We start from the raw sequence: 22,318 nt of genomic DNA on the forward strand, positions 1-22,318 counted from the left end.
AGCGTGTGCGAAACGGTCTCGGCGCCGAGGCGCCGAGACCGTTTTCGTGATCCATGGTCGTGGGCCTACAGATTGCTCTCGGTGATCGCGGCGTAGACCATGCTGCGCAGCTCGCGCCGGATCGGATACGCGCTCGACGGCAGCACCTGCGTCATGAAGATCGCGATCAGCTCCTCGGCCGGATCGATCCAGAACGAGGTCGTGGCCGCGCCGCCCCAATTATATTCGCCGGGGCTGCCGGCGATGAGCGTCTCGGCCGGGCGCATGGTCACGGCGAAGCCGAGGCCGAAGCCGATGCCGTTGTAGGTGGCTTCCGAAAACAGCGAGCGCGACACTTCAGGCAGGTGGCGATTGCCCGGAATGTGGTTGGTCGTCATCAACGCCAGCGTCTTCGGTCCGATCAGCCTGACGCCGCCGAGCTCGCCGCCATTTATGAGCGCGCGGCAGAAGGTGAGATAGTCGGCGACGGTCGAGCAGAGGCCGCCGCCGCCTGAGATGAAGGTGGGCGGCGACAGAAACGAGCTCGTCGCCGGATCGTCCTGGAGCGTCAGGCCTTCGCGGCGCTGGCCGGCATGGAAGGTCATGCCGCCACCCGGATCGGCCGAGTAGCAGGCCGCGAAGCGGTGCTCCTTGGAGGCCGGCACGTGGAAATCGGTGTCGGTCATGCCGAGCGGATCGAGGATGCGCTGTTTCAGGAACTGCTCGAAGGGAATCCCCGAGATCTTGCCGATGAGATAGCCGATCACGTCGGTCGCAACCGAGTAGTTCCAGGCCTCGCCCGGCGAGAACTCCAGCGGAATCTTGGCCAGCCCGTCGATCATCGTTTGCAGCGTGCCGGCTTTCTCCACCTCGCCGATCTTCTCGGTGCGGTAGGCGGCGTCGACGTTGGAGCGCTGCTGGAAGCCGTAGGTGAGGCCGGAGGTGTGGCGCAGCAGGTCGACGATCAGCATGGGGCGGGTCGGCGGCCGGGTCAGGAAGGCCGGCGCGGTGCCGGCGACGAACACGCCGAGATCCTTCCATTCCGGAATGTATTTGGCGACGGGCTCGTCGATCGCGACGAGGCCCTCCTCGACCAGCATCATGAAGGCGACGCTGGTGAGCGGCTTGGTCATCGAATAGATGCGGTAGATGGTGTCGTCCTTGACCGGCACCTTGCGCGCGACATCGGCAAAGCCCTGGACCGAGCTGTGCGCGACCTTGCCGCGACGATAGACAAGGAGATGCGTGCCCGGGAAACGGCCGGCATCGATGTAGCGGTTCTTCAGATGCGCATCGACGCGGTCGAGCGCGGCCTTGGACATACCGACGGATTCGGGCGAGGCGGGGGTTGGGGCGAGCATCAGTTCCTCCGGGCGGTTTTGTTGGACGTTGATAGCCGAAATGGCGGCTCCATTCCAACCCGGTCGCGCTTAACGCGGCCGGGGCGGCTGGTGTAGGGTCCATGCTGGAACGCCTCCAAGGAGCCCGCCGGGCTTAACGAGAAAAATCGGGAGCAGGCAGCCTATGACCCAGTTCAACGAGACCGAACTCACCGAAGCCGTCATCAGCAGCTTCGACGATACCCCGAACCCCCGCGCGAAATTCCTGCTCCAGGAATTGGTGAAGTCGCTGCACGATTACGTGAGCAAGACTGGTCTCACCTTCGAGGAATGGGAGTATGCGATCGACTTCCTGACCCGCACCGGCCAGAAATGCACCGACACCCGGCAGGAATTCATCCTCCTGTCCGACGTGCTCGGCGTCTCCATGCTGGTTGATGCCGTCAACCATCGCGATCGCGAGGGCGCCACCCAGACCACCGTGCTCGGTCCCTTCTATGTCGGCGAGCACAAGATGACCGCGCACGGCACCGACATCTCCCCGAACAACCTGACCGGCGAGAAGATGTTCGTGCAAAGCCGCGTTACCGATCTCCACGGCAAGCCGCTCGCGGGCGTTCCTGTCGACGTCTGGCATGCGGATGACGACGGCTTCTACGATTCACAGAAGCCGAACTATGACGAGGTCGGCGCTACGGCGCGGGCGCGTTTTGTGACTGACAGCGACGGCCGCTTTTTCTTCCGCACCATCCTGCCGTGCAGCTATCCGATCCCGACCGATGGTCCGGTCGGCGAGATGATCCTGCAGACCAGCCGCCACCCGATGCGCCCTGCGCATGTGCATTTCCTGGTGAATGCGAAGGGCTTTGAGCCGCTGATTACCCACGTCTTCATTGGCGGCGACAAATATCTCGATTCCGACGTGGTGTTCGGGGTCAAGGACGACCTCATCGCCAAGGTCGAGCCGCGTGACGACGCGGCGATGCCCGACGGCACCAAAGCCAACGGGCGCTGGCATCTGATGAGTTACGAATTCCACCTCAAGCCGGGCGGCGGCCAGGCTCCGAGGCCGCTCGGGGTGAAGGTCGAGGAGCACGCCTGACGAAGGCATTTCCAGCGCCTGCCTAGTTTATGTGCGGCGCACAAAAATTGGGCGGGCCGCAAGTTCCGCGTGCGGAAGGCGGCCTGCGACAATCCGTTCCGTCGCTGTAATATATTGATATATATACGATATTTTCGTCGATCGCCTTGGCACAAAGCTTGAATAGTTTGTGCCGACGCCATTGATGCCGTCCCGCGAGACCTCTCATCCGATTTGCCGACGCCACCGCGACGGGGTCCCTCCCGTCATGCGTTCGCATGCGCCAACGGCGGCGTCACCGGACAAGGGGGCTCGTGTGCACTGACGCACTCATTTCCTGCAACGACGCAAAGGACGACACGACCCATGACCAAGCGCATTCGCCGGCCCTCGGAGACTGGCCTCAGCCGCCGTCAATTATTGAAGGCGACCGGCAGCACTGCCGCACTTCTCGCCGCCGCCAAACTGAATTTCCCCGCCGGTGCGTTCGCGCAGGACGCTGGCCCCGAGGTCAAGGGCGCCAAGCTCGGCTTCATCGCGCTCACCGACGCGACCCCGCTGTTCGTTGCCAAGGAGAAGGGCATCTTCGCCAAATACGGCATGCCCGACGTCGAGGTGCAGAAGCAGGCCTCCTGGGGCACGACGCGCGACAATCTCGTGCTCGGCTCGGAAGGCAACGGCATCGACGGCGCGCACATCCTCACGCCGATGCCGTATCTGATCTCCGCCGGCAAGGTGACGCAGAACAATCAGCCGACGCCGATGTACATTTTGGCGCGGCTCAACCTCAACGGCCAGTGCATCTCGGTCGCCAAGGAATATGCCGACGTCAAGGTCGGCATCGACACTGCACCCTTCAAGGTCGCGCTGGAGAAGAAGAAGGCTAGCGGCAAGGCGGTGAAGGCCGCGATGACCTTCCCCGGCGGCACGCACGATCTCTGGATCCGCTACTGGCTCGCCGCCGGCGGCATCGACCCGGACAAGGACATCGAGACCATCGTCGTGCCGCCGCCGCAGATGGTCGCCAACATGAAGGTTGGCACCATGGACTGCTTCTGCGTTTGCGAGCCCTGGAACCTCCAGCTCATCCACCAGGAGATCGGCTACACCGCGATCACCACCGGTGAGCTCTGGGACAAGCATCCCGAAAAGTCGTTCGGCATGCGCGCGGCCTGGGTCGACAAATACCCGAAGGCGGCGAAGGCGCTGCTGATGGCGGTGATGGAGGCCCAGCAGTGGGCCGAGAAGGCCGAGAACCGCGAGGAGGCCGCGACCATCTGCGCCAAGCGGCAGTGGATCAACTGTCCGGTCGAGGACGTCACCGACCGCATGAAGGGCAAGTTCGACTACGGCACCGGCCGCGTCGTCGAGAACTCGCCGCAGCAGATGCGCTTCTGGAAGGATCAGGCGTCTTATCCGTTCCAGAGCCACGATCTCTGGTTCATGACGGAGGACATCCGCTGGGGCAAGTACGAGCCTGGCTTCGACAGCAAGGCCTTGATCGCCAAGGTCAACCGCGAGGACCTCTGGAAGGACGCGGCCAAGACGCTGGGCGTAGCAACCTCCGAGATCCCTGCCTCAACCTCGCGCGGCAAGGAGACCTTCTTCGACGGCAAGGTGTTCGATCCCGAAAATCCGGCTGCCTATCTGAAGTCGCTCGCGATCAAGCGCGTCGAAGTCTGATGGAGCCCGCGGCCGCCGTCAGGCGGCCGCATCGTCTTGGGAAGCCGGAGAGAGATTGCGATGAACATGCCTGCCACGAAGATGGACATTGAGACCGCGACCCCTGCGGGCGCTGCCGCGCCGGTCGTTGCGATAATGCCGAAGCGACCGCCGCGCGCCGAGGCTTACGCGCGGATGGCAAAGGAGGCTGCCGTCCGCGTGATTCCGCCGCTCGTCGTGCTCGCGCTGCTGACGTTGGTATGGGAGCTCGTCTGCCGCCGCGCCGGCTCGACGTTGCCGCCCCCGTCAAAGGTGTTCAAGGACACCAAGGAGCTGATCCTCGATCCGTTCTTCGACCATGGCGGCATCGACAAGGGCCTGTTCTGGCATCTCTCCGCCAGTCTCCAACGCGTCGCCTTCGGCTATTCGCTCTCCGCGGTTGCCGGCATCGCCCTCGGCGTGCTGGTCGGGCAATCGGTGTGGGCGATGCGCGGGCTCGATCCGCTGTTCCAGGTGCTGCGCACCATTCCGCCGCTCGCCTGGCTGCCGCTGTCCCTCGCGGCGTTCCGCGACGGCCAGCCGTCGGCGATCTTCGTCATCTTCATCACCTCGATCTGGCCGATCATCATCAACACCGCGGTCGGAATCCGCAACATCCCGCAGGACTATCGCAACGTCGCCGCCGTGGTCCAGCTCAATCCGCTCGAGTTCTTCGCCAAGATCATGATCCCGGCGGCCGCGCCCTACATCTTCACGGGGCTTCGCATCGGCATCGGCCTGTCGTGGCTCGCGATCGTTGCGGCCGAAATGCTGATCGGCGGCGTTGGCATCGGCTTCTTCATCTGGGACGCCTGGAACTCCTCGCATATCAGCGAGATCATTTTGGCGCTGTTCTATGTCGGCATCGTCGGCTTCGTGCTCGACCGCCTGATCGCGGGCCTCGGCAGGATCGTCACCCGCGGCACCGCGCAGAACTGAAGGAGAGGGCACATGACCGCCTATCTGAAGCTCGACCACATCGACAAGACCTTTACCCGCGGCAATGCCACGACCGAGGTGCTGAAGGACATCAACCTCACCATCGGGAAGGGCGAATACGTCTCGATCATCGGCCATTCCGGTTGCGGCAAGTCGACCCTGCTCAACATCATCGCAGGGCTGACCCGTGCCACCACCGGCGGCGTGCTGCTCGAGAACCGCGAGGTGAACTCGCCGGGGCCCGATCGCGCGGTGGTGTTCCAGAACCACAGCCTGCTGCCGTGGCTGACCGTCTATGAGAACGTCAAGCTCGGCGTCGACAAGGTCTTTGCCAAGACCAAGACGCGGGCCGAGCGCGAGGCCTGGGTCATGCACAATCTCAATCTCGTTCAGATGGCGCATGCGAAGGACAAGCGGCCCTCGGAAATCTCCGGCGGTATGAAGCAGCGCGTCGGCATTGCCCGCGCGCTCGCAATGGAGCCAAAGGTTCTCCTGCTCGACGAGCCCTTCGGTGCGCTCGACGCGCTGACCCGCGCGCATCTTCAGGATTCCGTGATGGCGCTGCATCAGAAACTCGGCAACACCATCCTGATGATCACCCACGACGTCGACGAGGCCGTGCTGCTGTCCGATCGCATCGTGATGATGACCAATGGCCCGTCGGCGCGGATCGGCGAGGTGCTGGACGTGCCGCTCGCGCGCCCGCGCAAGCGGCTCGAGCTTGCGACCAATGCCTCCTATCTGAAGTGCCGGCAGCGCGTGCTCGAGTTCCTCTATGAGCGTCATCGCTTCGTAGAGGCCGCGTAAACCAAAGGTTAATGCGCGAAACGTCCGCGCCTAAATAATCGACACCTCGCTCAATCCTTGTGCGCCGCACAAAGATTGAGCGAATCGCAAAATTAGCGTGCGAAACAGGCCTGCAAAAATTTCGGGCAATGCGAATAACGCGCTGAAATCCCTGTATTTCCAGATCGCTGGCAGTTGGCACGGAAATTGAAATGTCAATTTGCGACGCCAACGACGACGTCCCTCAACATCATCAATCAGCATCGTGAACTCGCCACCGGGGTGAAGCCTCGGAGCACGCCTCCATGGCTGGAGGGAGCCTGCAACGACGCAGCGGTGAGCCTAGAAGGGATTATCAATGACGACGAATCCGACTGGAAATCCGGCTTCAAGTCCGACGTGGATTTCAGACTGGCGCCCCGAAGACGAGGCGTTCTGGAATGCGACTGGCAAGACTATCGCGCGACGCAACCTGATCTGGTCGATCGTGGCCGAGCATATCGGCTTTTCGGTCTGGCTGATCTGGAGCATCGTCACCACCAAGCTGCCGCAGGCAGGCTTCCACTACACCACCGACCAGCTGTTCCAGCTCGTCGCAGTGCCCGGCCTGATCGGCGCCTTCATGCGCTTCCCCTATACCTTCGCGGTCACGACCTTCGGCGGCCGCAACTGGACCATCTTCAGTGCTGCGATCCTGTTCATCCCGACGCTGTCGCTGGCCTATTTCGTGAGCCAGCCCGACACGCCGTTCTGGCTGATGCTGCTGGTTGCTTCGACGGCCGGCCTCGGCGGCGGCAATTTCGCCTCCAGCATGACCAACATCTCCTTCTTCTTCCCGGACCGGATGAAGGGATCGGCGCTGGGGCTGAACGCCGCCGGCGGCAACATCGGTGTCTCGAGCGTGCAGCTCCTGACCCCGATCCTGATGACGCTCGGCGTCATCAACCTGTTCCAGGCGACGCCGGTCGAAGGCATCTTCCTGCAGAACGCCGGCCTGATGTGGGTGCTGCCGATCGCGATCGCGGTGTTCGGCGCCGTGTTCTTCATGAACAACCTGACCTCCGCCAAGTCGTCGGTGAAGAACCAGCTCGCGATCGTCAAGCGCAAGCATACCTGGATCATGGCGTACCTCTACATCGGCACGTTCGGATCCTTCATCGGCTACTCCGCTGCGTTTCCGCTGCTGATCAAGACGCAGTTCCCGGCCATGACGATCTCGATCGCGTTCCTGGGGCCGCTGGTCGGCTCGCTGGCGCGCCCGTTCGGCGGCTGGCTCGCCGACAAGGTCGGCGGCTCCATCATCACCTTCTGGAACTTCATCGCGATGGCGGCGGCGACGATCGGCGTGCTCTACTTCGTCGGGCAGAAGGATTTCACCGGCTTCCTGTCGATGTTCCTGATCCTGTTCGTCACGACCGGCATCGGCAACGGCTCGACCTACCGCATGATCCCCTCGATCTTCCGCGAGGAGAATCTATTCAAGGTCCGCGGCAAGGGTGATGCGGCACGCGCGCTCGCATTGAAGACGGCGAGCATCGAGAGCGGTGCGGCGGTCGGCTTCATCGGCGCGATCGGCGCCGTCGGCGGCTACCTCATCCCGAGCGGCTTCGGCAAGTCGATCGCCATGACCGGCGGCCCTCAGGTCGCGCTCGCGATCTATCTCGCCTTCTACGCCTCCTGCCTCGGCCTGACCTGGTGGTTCTACCTGCGTCGCGGCCCGCAGCGTGAGGGCGCGCCAAGCCTCGCCGAAGCGCGGGTGTAGAGCATGATCCGGAAAAGTATGCAGCGGTTTTCCCTCGCGACAAACGCGGAACGCGTTTGCGCGGAGATCATGCTCAGACAATAGAGTTGGTACGAATTTCGCTTCTCCCCGTACGCGGGGAGAAGTCTCTCTGATGACGTTTGACCCATGAACTTTTTCCGCAACGGCGCGGACAAAAGCAAACCGAAACAGACAGGAGAACATCATGACGCTCGAACAGATCAACCTCGTCCAGCAGAGCTTTTCCAAGGTCGCGCCGATTTCGGAGGCAGCCTCGGTGCTGTTCTACGATCGTCTGTTCGAGGTCGCGCCGTCCGTGCGTGCGATGTTTCCCGAAGACATGACCGAGCAGCGCAAGAAGCTGATGGGCATGCTCGCTGCTGTCGTGAGCGGTTTGTCGAACCTCGAATCGATTCTTCCCGCGGCTTCAATGCTTGCCAAGCGTCACGTCGCCTACGGAGCCAAGGCCGAGCACTATCCGGTGGTCGGCGCCACCTTGCTGTGGACGCTGGAGAAGGGCCTCGGCGAGGCCTGGACGCCGGACGTCGCGAAAGCCTGGACCGACGCCTACGGCGTGCTGTCGGGCTTCATGATCTCGGAGGCCTATGGCGCGCAGCCACAGGCGGCAGAATAGGAGATGCCTCGTGAGTGAACCGCTCGTCATCGTCGGTAACGGTATGGCGGCCGCACGGCTGGTCGATGAACTCGCCAAGACCGCGCTCGGCCGCTACGCCATCGCCGTGATCGGCGAAGAACCGCGGCTCGCTTACAACCGTGTGCTGCTCTCCTCCGTGCTGGCCGGCGAGACCGGCTCGCACGAGATCGAGCTGAGGCCCGCCGACTGGTGGCGCAATCGCGGCGTCACGGTGCGCTACGGCTATCGCGTCACCGAGATCGACACCGGTCGCCGCGAGCTCAAGATCGCCGGCGAAGAGAGCATGGAATACTCGAAGCTCGTGCTGGCCACCGGCTCGACGCCGCTGCGGCTCAACGTGCCCGGCGCCGATCTTGCCGGCGTGCACACCTTTCGCGACAGCCGCGACGTCGATCTGCTGCTGACGCTCGCCGCCGCCAGGAAGCGTGTCGTCGTGATCGGCGGCGGCCTGCTCGGCCTCGAGGCAGCCTATGGTCTTGCCAAGGCCGGCGCGCCGGTGACGCTTTTGCATCTGATGGACCGGCTGATGGAGCGCCAGCTGGATCTGCCCGCCGCCGACCTGCTCAAGAGGCTGGTCGAGCGCAAGGGCGTTCGCGTCATGCTCAATGCTTCGACCGCCCGCATCCATGGTGAGGGCCATGTCGAGGCCGTCGAGCTCGCTGACGGCAGCCGCATCGAGGCCGACGCCGTGATCTTCGCCGCCGGCATCAGGCCCAATATCGCGCTCGCCAAGGACGCCGACATCGCGGTGAACCGTGGCATCGTCGTCAATGACGTGATGCAGACGGCTTCGCCCGACATTTTCGCGCTCGGCGAATGCGCCGAGCATCGCGGCGTCTGCTACGGCCTGGTCGAGCCGGCCTATGAGCAGGCGCGCGTTCTGGCGCGGCATCTCGCCGGCCGGCCTGCGGCCTATCAGGGCAGCGTGGTCTCGACCAATCTGAAGGTGTCCGGCGTCAGCGTGTTCTCCGCCGGCGACTTCATCGGCGGCGAGGGCAGCGAGAGCCTTGTGCTCTCCGACGTCAAGCGCGGCACCTACAAGAAGCTCGTCATCGCCGACGGCCGGCTGACCGGCGCCGTGCTGATCGGCGATACCGTCGATGCGCTCTGGTATCTCGAACTGATCCGCACCCGCGAAAAGATCACGGCCATCCGCACCGACATGATGTTCGGCCGCGCGCTGGCGCGTCCATCCAAAGCGGCTTGATAGGGCGGGCCTGACCATGACGGCGATCGATCCGACGCTCCGTGCAACCCGAACAACCTGTCCCTATTGCGGCGTCGGCTGCGGCGTGCTGGCGACGCCCGACGGCAAAGGTGGCGCGGCGATTTCGGGCGATCCCGATCATCCCGCCAATTTTGGTCGGCTGTGCTCCAAGGGCTCCGCGCTCGGCGAGACCGTCGGGCTCGAAAGCCGGCTGCTCCATCCGATGATCCGCTGCAAGGGCGTGCTCGAACGCGTCGCCTGGAACGATGCGCTCGATCATGTCGCCCACCGCATGCAGCACATCGTTGCGCGTGATGGCGCGGATGCGGTCGCGTTCTATCTTTCCGGCCAGCTTTTGACCGAGGACTATTACGTCGCCAACAAGCTGATGAAGGGTTTTGTCGGCACGGCGAATGTCGACACCAATTCGCGGCTCTGCATGTCGTCGTCCGTTGCCGGGCATCGCCGCGCCTTCGGCGCCGACACCGTGCCCGGCTGTTACGAGGATCTCGACCAGGCCGATCTTCTGGTCTTCGTTGGTTCGAACGCGGCGTGGTGCCACCCGGTGCTGTTCCAGCGCATGCTCGGGAACAGGCAGGAGCGTGGCGCGCGCATGATCGTGATTGATCCGCGCCGCACCGACACGGCGAGCGACGTCGATCTGTTCCTGGGCCTGAAGCCAGGCACCGACACCGCGCTGTTCTCCGGCCTGTTCGTTCACCTCGCCGACAACGGCGCACTCGACAAGGACTACATCGAGCAGAATACCTCGGGCTTCGACAACGCGCTGGCGCGTGCGCGCAGCATCGCTGGCAGCGTCACTGCGACCGCGCTCGCGACCGGTTTGTCCGAACAGGAGGTCGCGACCTTCTTCCGGATGTTCCGCGACACGGAGCGCGTCGTCACGCTCTACTCGCAGGGCGTCAACCAGTCGGCGCAGGGCACCGACAAGGTCAACGCCATTCTCAATTGCCATCTCGCCACGGGGCGCATCGGCAAGGTCGGCGCCTCGCCGTTCTCGCTCACGGGCCAGCCGAACGCGATGGGCGGCCGCGAGGTCGGCGGTCTCGCCAACCAGCTCGCCGCGCATATGGGCTTCACGCCGCCCGAGATCGACCGTGTGCGGCGGTTCTGGAAGGCACCGCGCATCGCCACCCATGAGGGCTTGAAGGCGGTGCAGTTGTTCGAGGCCATCAACCGTGGTGAGGTCAAGGCACTGTGGGTGATGGGCACCAATCCGGCGGTGTCGCTGCCGGACGCCGACATGGTCCGCGAGGCTCTGAAAAAGCTCGAGCTGTTCGTGGTGTCCGAGAACGTGCTCTCCAATGACACGGTCGAGGCCAGGCCGCACGTGCTGCTGCCCGCGCTTGCCTGGGGCGAGAAGTCGGGCACCGTGACCAATTCCGAGCGGCGCATCTCGCGCCAGCGTTCTTTCCTGCCGGCGCCGGGCGAGGCGCGGCCGGACTGGTGGATCCTGAGCGAGGTGGCCAAGCGCCTCGGCTTCGGCGACAGCTTCAACTACAAATCGGCGGCCGAGATCTTCCGCGAGCACGCCGCGCTCTCGGCCTTCGAGAACGATGGCGGCCGCGATTTCGACATCGGCGCGCTGAAGTCGATCTCCAATGAAGCGTTCGATACGCTCACGCCTGTGCAGTGGCCGGCGCGCGAAGGTCAGGCTTCCGGCGAGCGCTTCTTCGCGGGCGGCGGATTCTTCACCAATGACGGCAAGGGCCGCTTCGTCGCGCCCGAGGTGCCGTCGCTGCGCAGCGAGACCAGCCCGTCGCGGCCGCTCCGGCTCAACACCGGCCGCATCCGCGACCAGTGGCACACCATGACGCGCACGGGCCTCAGCCAGCGGCTGGGCGCGCATCTGCCCGAGCCGTTCGTGGAGATCCATCCCGACGATGCCGGCAAATACGGTATCGTCCATGACGGCTTCGCGCGCATCACCACCGATTACGGCCAGTGCATCCTGAAGGTCGTCGTCAGCGAGGGTCAGCAGCGCGGCGCGCTGTTCGCGCCGATCCATTGGAGTGCGATGAACACCTCGCACGGCCGCGTCGGTGCGCTGGTGCAGTCGTTCAACGATCCGTTCTCGGGCCAGCCTGAATCGAAGGCGACGCCAGCCGCCATCGCGCCGTATGAATACGTGTTCCGCGGCTTTGCGCTCTCGCGCAAAGAGCTCGATCTCCCGGGGCATCTGTGGTGGAGCCGGGTGAGCATCGCCGGCGGCTTCGGCTACCTGTTCGCCGACAATGCCGATCTCGCGCGCTGGCCGGCGTGGCTCGATGGCGTCGCCGGCGAGGATGTCGCCGAGTACCGCGACTTCGGCGGCGGGGTCTATCGCGCGGCCTCGTTTGCGGGCGAGCGCATGGAGACATGCCTGTTCGTCGGCCCGGCGCATGATGCCGGCGACTGGGAGGTGGTGAAGAGCGTGTTTGCGGCCGATGTCGTCACCGACGAGCAACGCCGTCTGCTGCTGTCGGGCAAATCCACCGAGGGCACAGCCTCGAGCGGTCCCATCGTCTGCGCCTGCTTCGGCGTCGGTCGTGGCACGATCTGCGACACCATCGCGGCCGGCGCGCGCACGGCCGCCGAGATCGGCGCCAAGCTGAAGGCCGGCACCAATTGCGGCTCGTGCATTCCCGAGCTGAAGCGGCTGATTGCGGCCGCGGAGAGTGCGCCCGCGAAGGAAGCGAAGCTCGCGGGCGCGGCGAGCTAGGCGCGCCTCCGTCCCATCGTCATTGCGAGCGCAGCGAAGCAATCCAGCACGGCGGCGGCAGCCTGGATTGCTTCGCTGCGCTCGCAATGACGGTGTTGATGCGGTGGTGCCCGTTTCCACAGCGTCGTCCCGGCGCAGGCCGGGACCCATACCGCGGAATCTCTCGATTGTACGCGGTCGGAGTACCGAACGACGAGTCGTCGCCAAACTCCTTCCTGTGGTTATGGGTCCCGGCCTGCGCCGGGACGACCGTTGGGTATGTGGCACCAGCCTGCGCCATTCCTGCCATGATATCCGCGCCAATCGACGGGCCGGGCATTGTGGCCTATGCTGCCGCGCGTCTTACCAGCCCAACGCATAACAATCACAAAGCCATGATGTACCTGGAAACGCCGCCGCGCCTGATCGAAACGCAAATCTTCTCCACCATGCCCGACAAGTTTCGCCGCAAGGGCGTGCGGACGGACTGGGCTGAGGCCAACCGGCCGGGTGTTGCAACCGACTCCTTCATTGAAGGGCCGTCGTTCGATGCCAACGGCAATCTCTACATCGTCGACATTCCCTTTGGTCGCGTCTTCCGCATCGCGCCGGACGGCGAATGGTCGTTGGCGATCGAATATGAGGGCTGGCCGAATGGGCTGAAGATCGCGGCCGACGGCCGCATTCTGGTGGCCGACTACATGCACGGCATCATGCAGCTCGACGCCGGGGCAGGGCGCATCACGCCGGTCTTGACCGCGCGCAACTCGGAATCGTTCCGCGGTTGCAACGACCTGCATCTCGCCTCTAACGGCGACATCTACTTCACCGACCAGGGCCAGACCGGCCTGCATGATCCGAGCGGTCGGGTCTATCGGCTGACGCCGAGCGGCCGGCTCGATTGCCTCATCGACACCGGCATCAGCCCGAACGGCCTCGTGCTCGATCCGACCGAGACCGTGCTGTTCGTCGCCATGACACGCGACAACGCGGTGTGGCGGCTGCCATTCATGAAGGACGGCAGCGTGTCGAAAGTTGGACGCTTCTGCTCGCTGTTCGGCACCAGCGGTCCCGATGGCATGACGATGGACGCCAAGGGACGGCTGTTCGTCGGCCACGCCTCGCTCGGCCACGTCTTCGTGTTTGCGCCCAACGGCGAATTGATCGCGCGGATCAAGTCGTGTGCGGGGCCGAACTGCACCAACGTCGCAATCGGTGGTGCAAACAAGGATCGTCTCTACATCACGGAGTCGGCGACCGGCAGTGTGCTGGTTGCGGATATAAGTGAACTCTAGCACGCGATGATAGTTGAGATGCGCGGCGCTCCCTTCGTCTCTCCCCGCGTGCGGGGAGAGACCGCAATTGCGCGAAGCGCAAATGCGGGTGAGGGGGAGCTTCCGCGAGTCCAACTGCTATCGTCATCGCGGATGCAGCCCCTCACCCCGACCCTCTCGCCGTAAGAACGGGGAGAGGGAGAAGAGCGGCGCTCGACCTAATGAACTGGATCAAGACATGAAATCAAACCCCTTCGGCCAGACCGGCACCAACGTCTCCGTCATCGGGCAGGGCACGTGGTATCTCGACCACGGCGACCGCAGGCGCGCGATCGCCGCGCTTCAGCGCGGGCTCGATCTCGGCATGACCCACATCGATACCGCCGAGATGTATGGCGACGCCGAGCTCGTCATTGCGGATGCGATTGCGGGCCGCCGCGACGAGGTGTTTCTGGTCTCGAAGGTGTTGCCGAGCAATGCCTCGCGCAAAGGCACGATCACCGCCTGCGAGCGGTCGTTGAAGCGGCTGAAGACCGACCGGCTCGATTGCTATCTGCTGCACTGGCGCGGCTCGTATCCGCTCGAGGATACCGTCGCCGCTTTCGAGGAACTGGTGAAGGCCGGCAAGATCAAGTCCTGGGGCGTCTCCAATTTCGACGCCGACGATCTCGACGAGATGCTTGACGTCGCCGGCGAAGGAAGGATCGCCTGCAATCAGGTGCTCTATCATCTGAAGGAGCGCGCAATCGAGCACGCCGTGATCCCCAGATGCGAGAAGCACGGCGTCGCGGTGGTCGCCTATTCGCCGTTTGGACATGACGACTTTCCTGCAAGCGGCAGCAAGGGCGGCGCTGTGCTCGCGCGCATCGCAGAGGCGCGTCGCGCCACGCCGCGGCAGGTCGCACTGAGCTTCCTGACCCGTGCAACTACGGTGTTCGCAATCCCGAAGGCGTCGTCCGCGGAACATGCTGGCGAAAATGCGGCCGCCGGCGATCTCGTGCTGACGAAAGAGGAGATTGCGGCGTTGGATGCGGCGTTTCCGCTCGGTCCGAAGCCACGCAGTTTGCCGATGTTGTAATGCACAAACGCCCATTATTAATGGATCGTTGACGCGCGTGGCCCTCAGCGCATATCGGCATCCTGTTTTCGGAAGTTGTGAATCGCGCCCAATTGGCGTTTTTTGAGAGCGTACTCGATTCGCATTTCTCCCGAGTTCCAGCCGTGACCCCGCCGCCCGCCGCAGCCGCAAGGCTCGATGTCATTTCCATGCCCGTGCCGGAGAAGAACCAGGCAGCACGGCGTGCGCCGGCGCGCGTCGATCATCCCTTCAAGGGCATCGCGCTGGTGCTGCTATCGACGGTATTCCTCGGCTGCTCCGACGTCACGGCGAAATATCTGTCGTCGAGCCTGCCGTCGATCGAGATCACCTGGATCCGCTTCCTCACATTCGCGCTGATGTTCGTGCCGGTAATGGTGCCGGGTTCGCCGCTCTTCGCGATGCGGACTGAGCGACTCCGCCTTCACGTGATGCGTGGTACGGCGCTGCTCGGCTCCTCACTGTTCTTCATCACGGGGCTGGGATTCCTGCCGATCGCGGAAGCGTCTGCTACAGCTTTCGTCTCGCCGCTGTTCGTCACCGCGCTGTCGATTATCTTCCTGAGTGAGAAGGTGGGTTTGCGCCGCTGGATCGCGACTGCGATCGGCCTCGTTGGCGTGATGATCATCCTGCGTCCGGGCTCGAGCGCGTTTCACGCCGCGGCGTTCTTCCCAATCGTGTCGGCGTTCTGCTGGGCTGCCGCGTTGATCCTGACGCGCATGATGAGTGGCCGGGAAGCCGTCGCCACCACCATGGCCTATTCCGCGCTGACGGGCGCGGCTATCCTGACCGTGATGGTGCCGTTCGTCTGGGTCACGCCGAGCTGGAGCGCGATCGGATTTGGCATTTTGATTGGCGTTGCTTCGACAGTGGGGCAGTGGATCGTGGTGCTCGCCTATCGCTATGGCGATGCCTCGGTGCTGGCGCCGTTCTCCTACACGCAGCTGTTGTGGGTCAGCATTTTGGGCTTCTTCCTGTTCGGTGAGCTGCCCGACGTCTGGACCGTCATCGGTACGGCCTTCATCGTCGCCAGCGGCCTCTACATCGCCCATCGCGAGCGCATCCGCCGCGCCCAGCTGCTGGTGCTGGAAGAGCGTTCGCCGAACGCCTGACGCAATACCGCGCCCGCCGCTTCGTGCTATCAACGGCTCCGACAATAAAGGAGGAGCCGGATGCGGGCTGCCATTTTCAGGAACGGTGAGATCATCGTCGACCGGATGCCGGCACCGAAGCCGGGTGCGGGTCAGGTGCTGGTCAAGACGCTCGCCTGCGGTATCTGCGGCTCCGATCTGCATGCACGCCAACATGCCCATCGCATGGTGGAGATGGCGAAGAAGATCGGGCGCACGCCGATGGACCTGTCGCGCGACGTCGTGTTCGGCCACGAGTTCTGCTGCGAGATCGTCGACTACGGTCCGGGCACGGAACGCAAGCTCAAGCCGGGCGCGCGCGTGTGCTCGCTGCCGGCGCTGCTGACGCCGGCGGGCATTCAGGGCATCGGCTATTCCAACGACAATATCGGCGGCTATGCAGAGCAGATGCTGCTGAGTGAGCCATTGCTCCTGGAGGTGCCCAATGGCCTCGCTCCCGAACATGCCGCGTTGACCGAGCCGCTTGCCGTCGGCGTTCACGCCGTGGCGAAGGCCAACATCCGGGGGGACGAGGTGCCGCTCGTCATCGGCTGCGGGCCGGTCGGGCTCGCGGTCATCGCCGCGCTGAAGATCAGAGGCCTGCATCCGATCGTCGCCGCCGACTATTCGCCGGCACGGCGCGCGCTCGCGGCAAAGCTCGGCGCGGACATCGTCGTCAACCCCAGGGTGTCGCAGCCTTATGCGACCTGGGCCGAGCACGCCCAGATGTCGGCGGCCGAGAAGGCGGCGCGGCCGCCGCTCCAGGCGATGCTGCCGGCGCTGAAACCCGCGGTGATCTTCGAATGCGTCGGCGTGCCCGGCCTGCTGCAGCAGGTGTTCGAGGGCGCTCCACGCGATGCAAGAATTGTTGTGGTCGGCGTCTGCATGGAGACCGACAGAAGTGAGCCCATGCTCGGCATCATGAAGGAGCTCAACGTCCAGTACGTGCTCGGCTACACGCCGGACGAATTCGCCTATTCGCTGCGTCTGATCGCGGAAGGGCAGGTGGACGCCGCGGCGATGGTGACCGCCGAGGTCGGCATCGACGGTGTCGCGAAGGCCTTCGCCGACCTCGCCAATCCCGAGGCGCACACCAAGATCATCGTGCAGCCGTGGAGATAGCGAAGGGCTGAAGCACGGCGCCATCGCGTTCGGTTGGCAGATCGGCATCATCGGCCTTGGTCGCGTTGCCGATTACGGCCCGGCGGTCGACGATCGCCTGATGGAACTGCGCCAGAACCAGACTGAATGCGGCGAGGTCGCCGTCCTCGATGGCGCCGTCTTCGTGACAGGCCAGCGTCTCGCGCAGGATATCGTCGGCGGCGCGCTGCATGGCGGCAAGATCGTCGAGTGACGTCGCCTCGCGGACGCTGGAAATCGCCGTGAGCAGGCGGTCGCGATGCAGCGCATTGAGGCTGCGCTCCTCGCGCCTCAGATAGTGGCGCAGCCACGCGGCCACGGAGCCGAGACCCGAGAGCAACAGCACCGCGCCCCAGATGTAGTCGCTGTACTTGTCCATGAAGCTACGCTCGTTGCCGTCGACATAGGCGGCGGCGCCGGGATGCGCCGGCAGCGCGGCATCCTTGTCGGTGTCGGGCTTCTGGATGTGACGGGCGGTGGGCAGATCCTTCGCAAGCGATTGCCGGACCGCAAACAGCTCGCGCGTGAAGGCGGCGACCGTGTCCTCGGAAAACCAGCTTGGCGCCACGATCAGATGATTGATGGCGATGGTGTCGATCTTGTCGTCGGGGCGCTGCGGCGAGGCGGCAAATGCGCCCGCGGGGATTTCCTCGGACTCGTAGAGCGGATGCCGCTCGGCGATGGCATCGGAGACGTCGACGCCGAGGAATTTGGGTTCGCCGCGCAGGCGCGCTGTGGCGGCGATCGTATCCGCGATGACCTTGGCGTCGAGCGCACCCACCATCATGAAGGCATCGAGCGTGGTGTCCTGGGTCATCTCCGCGATATGGTCGGTGCCGAATTGGACGACCGAGACCTTCTGCGGATTGACGCCGGACTCCGCCAGGATGACCCGCAGCAGGGTGACGTTGGCATCGCCGAGACCGACGACACCGATGCGGCGTCCGCTGAGGGCCGCAATCTCCGTGACCTTCGATTTGCCCGCGCCCTTGCGGCCCGACGGCGCCCACATCACCACGAAATTCCGGCGCATGATCGCCACGGAGCTGGTCTCGGACGGCATCTCGAGGTCGCCGCGTGCCACTGCGAGGTCGGTCTTGCCGCCGCCGAGCAGGTTGAGACTTTGCAGCGTTCCATCGGTCTCGATCGGGGCGAGCCGCACCGGCCCGCCCTTGGCGTCGAACGCCTGGGCCATGGCGAGCACGAGCATCTGGTCGTCGCTGCCGGGCGGCCCGACGGCGATGCGTAGCGTCGCCGGTTGCCACGCCCAATAGGCGATGGCGAGCGCGACCGTCAGCGCCGAGAGGCCGCTCGCGAGCGCGAGCCACGGACTGAGGCGATTGCGCCGGCGAGGCGAGGCGTCCCCGGTGACGCTCAGATCGCTCGGCACGGGCATCTCGCTGTCCTCATCGGTAAAGCCTGTCCGCCGCAAACGTGGCGGGTGCCGTCAGTATTTTGCAGGCACGTACATCTCCTGCGGGATTGGTCCGCGGTGATAGTCGGGATTGCGGACGCGCGGCGGCAGCACCACCGGCATGCGGGAGACTTCCTGATAGGGAATCTGGCTCAACAGATGCGAGATGCAGTTAAGCCGGGCGCGCTTCTTATCCACGGCATCGACGATCCACCACGGCGAGTCCGGCAGGTGCGTGTGCTCCAACATGGTCTCCTTGGCCTTGGTGTACGCCTCCCAGCGGCTGCGCGCCTCAACATCCATCGGGCTGAGCTTCCACTGCTTGAGCGGATCCTTGATGCGCATGGCGAAGCGGAACTGCTGCTCGTCGTCGGTGATCGAGAACCAGTACTTGAGCAGAATAGTGCCGGATCGGATCAGCATCCGCTCGAACTCCGGCACCGACTTGAAGAATTCCTGATACTGGTCGTCGGTGCAGAAGCCCATCACGCGCTCGACGCCGGCGCGGTTGTACCAGCTCCGGTCGAACAGCACGATCTCGCCGCCAGCCGGAAGATGCGCCACGTAGCGCTGGAAGTACCATTGCGAGCGCTCGCGCTCGCTCGGCGCCGGAAGGGCGGCAACGCGGCAGATGCGGGGATTGAGACGCTGGGTGATCCGCTTGATGACGCCACCCTTGCCAGCGGAGTCGCGACCCTCGAACAGCACGACGACCTTCCTGCGCTCGGTCTGCACCCAGTCCTGGAGCTTGACCAGCTCGCCCTGGAGCCGCAGCAATTCCCTGAAGTAGACCTTGCGATCCACCGTCGGGCTCAGCGTGTCGGCCTCGTCCAGGAGTTCGTCGAGACGAGTATCATCGAGCTCCATCTCCAGCTCTTCGTCGAGATCGTCGGCCATTTCCTGGATGATGCGCTCGCGCTTGGCGGCTTGGGAGGTACGGTCGGATGCAGTCATGGGTCCTTCTCTCGGCTCGGATGCCTCTCGCCCCGACCATCGGCGGGGTTTGTTGCGCTAATGTGACACCGGCGGCTGGCGAAGGCCGCTTGTCAGGCGCAAAACGGCCCTGATGGGCCTCACACCGGCAGCGCGATCGAATATTTGACCTGGCTCAGCGCAAAGCTCGATTCGATCGAGGCGATTCCATCGAGGCGGGTCAGCTTGTTCTTCAGGAACACTTCATAGGAGGAAAGATCGGCCGCGACGACGCGAAGCAGGTAATCGCGGTTGCCGGTCATCAGATAGCATTCCAGCACTTCGTCCCATTTCGAGATCGCGCGCGCAAATCGGTTGAGATCCTCCTCCTTCTGCCGCGCGAGCTTGATCGAGATGAAGACGCTGACATGCAAGCCGAGCGCCTTCTGGTCGACGGTGGCGACATAGCGGGTGATGACGCCGCGCTCCTCCAAGAGCTTGACCCGGCGATGGCAGGGCGAGACCGAGAGCCCGACCTTGTCGGCAAGCTCCTGCATGGTGAGGCGGCTGTCGGTCTGGAGCGAAGCGAGGATCTTGCGGTCGATGGCGTCGAGGTCCGGCATTGGGATGAAACCTGCTTTTGAAGCGTCTCTTTGGTAAGTTATACCAATTTTGGCAGGCGTGGCGCGAAAAATTGAGAAGTTTGGGGCCGCGCGCGGGCGTATCATCGGGACGTTATTTCCGGGAGCATTGCCATGCCCGTCGATTCCGCGCGCCTCGAAACCCTGTCCGCTCTCAGCCGCAAGGTGCTGTGGTTGTCGTCATGGACGATCCATCACGCCAACCACGTCCGCCCGAACGCGGACGGCCTCAAGGTCGGTGGCCATCAGGCTTCATCGGCCTCGCTCGCCACCATCATGTCGGCGCTCTATTTCTCGGTGCTGAAGCCTGAGGATCGCGTCGCGGTGAAGCCGCATGCGAGCCCGGTGTTCCACGCCATCCAATATCTGTTCGACCGGCAGACGCGCGAGAAGCTGGAGAATTTTCGCGGTTTCAAGGGCGCGCAGTCCTATCCCTCGCGCACCAAGGATGTCGACGACGTCGATTTCTCGACCGGCTCCGTCGGTCTCGGTGTCGCGCAGACGTTGTTCTCTTCGCTGGTGCAGGACTACGTCAAGTCGCATGGCTGGATGAAGGATCGCCGCGAAGGGCGGATGATCGCGCTCGTCGGCGACGCCGAGATGGACGAGGGTAACATCTTCGAGGCGCTTGCCGAGGGCTGGAAGCACGGCCTGCGCAACACCTGGTGGGTGGTTGATTACAACCGCCAGTCGCTCGATGCCGTCGTGCGCGAAGGGCTCTGGGAAAAGTTCGAGACCATGTTCCGCAATTTCGGCTGGGACGTGGTGATCGTGAAATACGGCCGGCTGATGCGCGAGGCTTTTGCCGAGCCCCGTGGCGAGGCGTTGAAGCGCTGGATCGACAATTGCCCGAATGCGCTCTATGCGGCGCTGTGCTTCCAGGGCGGCGCGGCGTTCCGCAAGCATCTGCACGACGAGATCGGCGACCAGGGCCCGATCACAAAATTGATCGACCGCCGCAGTGACGACGAGTTGCTGGCGCTGATGTCGAACCTCGGCGGCCACGACATGGCGAGCATGCTGGAGGCCTTCGAGTCGATCGACCACGATCGCCCGGTCTGCTTCATCGCCTACACCATCAAGGGCGTTGGCCTGCCGTTCCAGGGCCACAAGGACAATCATGCCGGCCTGATGACGGTCGCGCAGATGGAAAAGTGGCGCGCGAGCCAGGACATCCGGCCCGGCCACGAATGGGACAAGTTCGAGGGCCTCACGCAGGATGCTGCCGCGCTCGAAGCGTTCCTCGCACACGTGCCATTCAACCAGGATGGCCGCCGGCTGAGCGCACCCGTCCTCGAGGTGCCGTCGCAGCTCACCTTCAAGCCGTCACCGCAGATGTCGACGCAGCAGGGCTTTGGGCTCGTGCTGAACGAGATCGCGCGCGGCGACAGCGAGCTCGCCAAGCGCATCGTGACGACGTCGCCTGACGTCACCGTCTCGACCAATCTCGGTCCGTGGGTGAACCGGCGCGGCCTGTTCGCACGCGCCGAGAAGGCGGACTTATTCCGTAGCGAGAAAATTCCCTCGACCTACAATTGGGACGCTTCGCCCAAGGGCCAGCATCTCGAGCTCGGCATCGCCGAGATGAATCTGTTCATCATGCTCTCGGCACTCGGCCTGTCGCACCAGATCAACGGCGAGCGGCTGCTGCCGGTCGGCACGCTCTACGATCCCTTCATCGAGCGCGGGCTCGATGCGCTGAACTATGCCTGCTACCAGGATGCGCGCTTCATGGTGGCGGCGACGCCGTCCGGCATCACGCTCGCGCCCGAAGGCGGCGCGCATCAGTCGATCGCGACGCCGCTGATCGGTATGGCGCAGGACGGGCTCGCCTCGTTCGAGCCGGCCTTCGTCGACGAGCTCGCCGTGGTCATGGGCTGGGGGTTTGGCCACATGCAGCGCGAGGCGGGCGAGGGCGGTTCGGTGTACCTGCGCCTCTCGACGCGCGCGATCGAGCAGGCGCAGCGGATCATGACGCCCGAGCTGGAGAAGGGCATCACCGACGGCGCCTATTGGCTGCGCAAGCCGGGCCCCAATGCCGAGGTCGTGATCGCCTATACCGGTGCCATCGCGCCGGAAGCGATCGAGGCGACCGGCTTCATCGGCGAGAGCCGGCGCGACGTCGGCCTGCTTGCGATCACCTCGGCGGATCGCCTGCATGCGGGTTGGACCGCCGCACGGAAATTGCGGCGTGACCGCCGCGGCGTCCAGCACCTCAGCCACATCGAAAAATTGCTGGCGCCGCTGCCGCGCGACTGCGGCATCGTGACCGTGATCGATGGCCATCCGGCCGCGCTCGGCTGGCTCGGCAGCGTCCGCGGCCATCGCGTCGAGGCGCTCGGCGTCGAGCAGTTCGGCCAGACCGGTGCGCTCGCCGACCTCTATCGCCACTACGGCATCGACGCCAACGCCATCATCGATGCGGCCGAAAGCCTCACCACCGGCGCGCCGGTGCTCCATCGCAAGATGGTGGTGTAGTCGAAGTAACCGGGCCGTCATTTCGCGCTCGCGACTTCGTCCGCGCCCCGGAATGACGGCTGAGCCATCTTGCCACCCCTCC

At 64.4% G+C, this 22,318-nt stretch carries 18 protein-coding genes; 13 read left to right on the forward strand and 5 right to left on the reverse strand.

Features of this window, described 5'->3' with window-relative positions; all coding sequences use genetic code 11:
• Positions 1–65: 65 nt before the first annotated feature.
• On the reverse strand, positions 66–1,340 hold the full coding sequence (locus tag K289_RS0103630; RefSeq protein WP_027550226.1) for a serine hydrolase: 1,275 nt from the start codon (positions 1,338–1,340) through the stop codon (positions 66–68).
• 163 nt (positions 1,341–1,503) lie between these two features.
• On the opposite strand from K289_RS0103630, the gene K289_RS0103635 reads away from it, so the two are divergent.
• The 4 genes from K289_RS0103635 to K289_RS0103650 all read left to right on the forward strand — a co-directional run bounded on the left by K289_RS0103635 (position 1,504) and on the right by K289_RS0103650 (position 5,847).
• Positions 1,504–2,421 carry a dioxygenase gene (locus K289_RS0103635; protein WP_027550227.1) on the forward strand — a complete coding sequence of 306 codons (918 nt, stop codon included), beginning with the start codon at positions 1,504–1,506 and terminating at the stop codon, positions 2,419–2,421.
• Positions 2,422–2,766: 345 nt separating this feature from the next.
• Entirely contained in the window at positions 2,767–4,083 is a 1,317-nt protein-coding gene (locus tag K289_RS0103640) for a CmpA/NrtA family ABC transporter substrate-binding protein (protein ID WP_027550228.1), read from the forward strand.
• A 60-nt stretch (positions 4,084–4,143) separates the two neighbouring features.
• On the forward strand, positions 4,144–5,040 hold the full coding sequence (gene ntrB, locus K289_RS0103645) for a nitrate ABC transporter permease (RefSeq protein WP_027550229.1): 897 nt from the start codon (positions 4,144–4,146) through the stop codon (positions 5,038–5,040).
• Between the two features lie 12 nt (positions 5,041–5,052).
• A complete protein-coding gene (locus tag K289_RS0103650) occupies positions 5,053–5,847 on the forward strand; it encodes an ABC transporter ATP-binding protein (RefSeq protein ID WP_027550230.1) in 795 nt (264 codons plus the stop codon).
• Positions 5,848–5,877: 30 nt separating this feature from the next.
• Here the strand turns inward: K289_RS0103650 and K289_RS50155 are convergent, their stop codons facing one another.
• Positions 5,878–6,090: a hypothetical protein gene (locus K289_RS50155; RefSeq protein WP_156917780.1), complete on the reverse strand. Its 213-nt coding sequence runs from the start codon at positions 6,088–6,090 to the stop codon at positions 5,878–5,880.
• Positions 6,091–6,184: 94 nt separating this feature from the next.
• Here K289_RS50155 and K289_RS0103655 point away from each other — a divergent pair, with 94 nt between their 5' ends.
• The 8 genes from K289_RS0103655 (at position 6,185) to K289_RS0103690 (ending at position 16,773) form a co-directional block, all read left to right on the forward strand.
• Positions 6,185–7,588: an MFS transporter gene (locus tag K289_RS0103655; protein ID WP_027550231.1), complete on the forward strand. Its 1,404-nt coding sequence runs from the start codon at positions 6,185–6,187 to the stop codon at positions 7,586–7,588.
• Between the two features lie 205 nt (positions 7,589–7,793).
• The gene (locus K289_RS0103660; protein ID WP_027550232.1) at positions 7,794–8,222 is read left to right on the forward strand and encodes a globin family protein; all 429 of its coding nucleotides are present in this window, start codon (positions 7,794–7,796) and stop codon (positions 8,220–8,222) included.
• A gap of 10 nt (positions 8,223–8,232) precedes the next feature.
• Positions 8,233–9,450, forward strand: a complete 1,218-nt coding sequence (locus tag K289_RS43855) for an NAD(P)/FAD-dependent oxidoreductase (protein WP_198024655.1) — start codon at positions 8,233–8,235, stop codon at positions 9,448–9,450.
• A gap of 16 nt (positions 9,451–9,466) precedes the next feature.
• Complete coding sequence (locus K289_RS0103670) at positions 9,467–12,172, forward strand: nitrate reductase (RefSeq protein ID WP_027550233.1); 2,706 nt, start codon at positions 9,467–9,469, stop codon at positions 12,170–12,172.
• A 377-nt stretch (positions 12,173–12,549) separates the two neighbouring features.
• Positions 12,550–13,446: an SMP-30/gluconolactonase/LRE family protein gene (locus K289_RS0103675; protein WP_035683877.1), complete on the forward strand. Its 897-nt coding sequence runs from the start codon at positions 12,550–12,552 to the stop codon at positions 13,444–13,446.
• 217 nt (positions 13,447–13,663) lie between these two features.
• Positions 13,664–14,503: an aldo/keto reductase gene (locus K289_RS0103680; protein ID WP_027550235.1), complete on the forward strand. Its 840-nt coding sequence runs from the start codon at positions 13,664–13,666 to the stop codon at positions 14,501–14,503.
• A 188-nt stretch (positions 14,504–14,691) separates the two neighbouring features.
• A complete protein-coding gene (locus K289_RS0103685) occupies positions 14,692–15,633 on the forward strand; it encodes a DMT family transporter (protein ID WP_027550236.1) in 942 nt (313 codons plus the stop codon).
• A gap of 60 nt (positions 15,634–15,693) precedes the next feature.
• The gene (locus K289_RS0103690; protein ID WP_027550237.1) at positions 15,694–16,773 is read left to right on the forward strand and encodes a zinc-binding dehydrogenase; all 1,080 of its coding nucleotides are present in this window, start codon (positions 15,694–15,696) and stop codon (positions 16,771–16,773) included.
• Here the strand turns inward: K289_RS0103690 and K289_RS43860 are convergent.
• The 3 genes from K289_RS43860 to K289_RS0103705 form a co-directional block, all read right to left on the reverse strand.
• The gene (locus K289_RS43860; RefSeq protein ID WP_063614121.1) at positions 16,751–18,187 is read right to left on the reverse strand and encodes a TAXI family TRAP transporter solute-binding subunit; all 1,437 of its coding nucleotides are present in this window, start codon (positions 18,185–18,187) and stop codon (positions 16,751–16,753) included. The genes K289_RS0103690 and K289_RS43860 overlap by 23 nt on opposite strands.
• A gap of 51 nt (positions 18,188–18,238) precedes the next feature.
• Positions 18,239–19,159: a polyphosphate kinase 2 gene (gene ppk2 / locus K289_RS0103700; protein ID WP_027550238.1), complete on the reverse strand. Its 921-nt coding sequence runs from the start codon at positions 19,157–19,159 to the stop codon at positions 18,239–18,241.
• Positions 19,160–19,278: 119 nt separating this feature from the next.
• Positions 19,279–19,740, reverse strand: coding sequence for an Lrp/AsnC family transcriptional regulator (locus tag K289_RS0103705; RefSeq protein ID WP_027550239.1), 462 nt, complete (start codon positions 19,738–19,740; stop codon positions 19,279–19,281).
• Between the two features lie 132 nt (positions 19,741–19,872).
• Between K289_RS0103705 and K289_RS0103710 the strand changes: the two genes are divergently transcribed.
• A complete protein-coding gene (locus K289_RS0103710) occupies positions 19,873–22,236 on the forward strand; it encodes a transketolase (protein WP_027550240.1) in 2,364 nt (787 codons plus the stop codon).
• The last annotated feature ends 82 nt before the right edge of the window (positions 22,237–22,318 follow it).

Origin of the sequence: Bradyrhizobium sp. Cp5.3 (assembly GCF_000426265.1) — a bacterium.
Classification (GTDB): domain Bacteria; phylum Pseudomonadota; class Alphaproteobacteria; order Rhizobiales; family Xanthobacteraceae; genus Bradyrhizobium; species Bradyrhizobium neotropicale.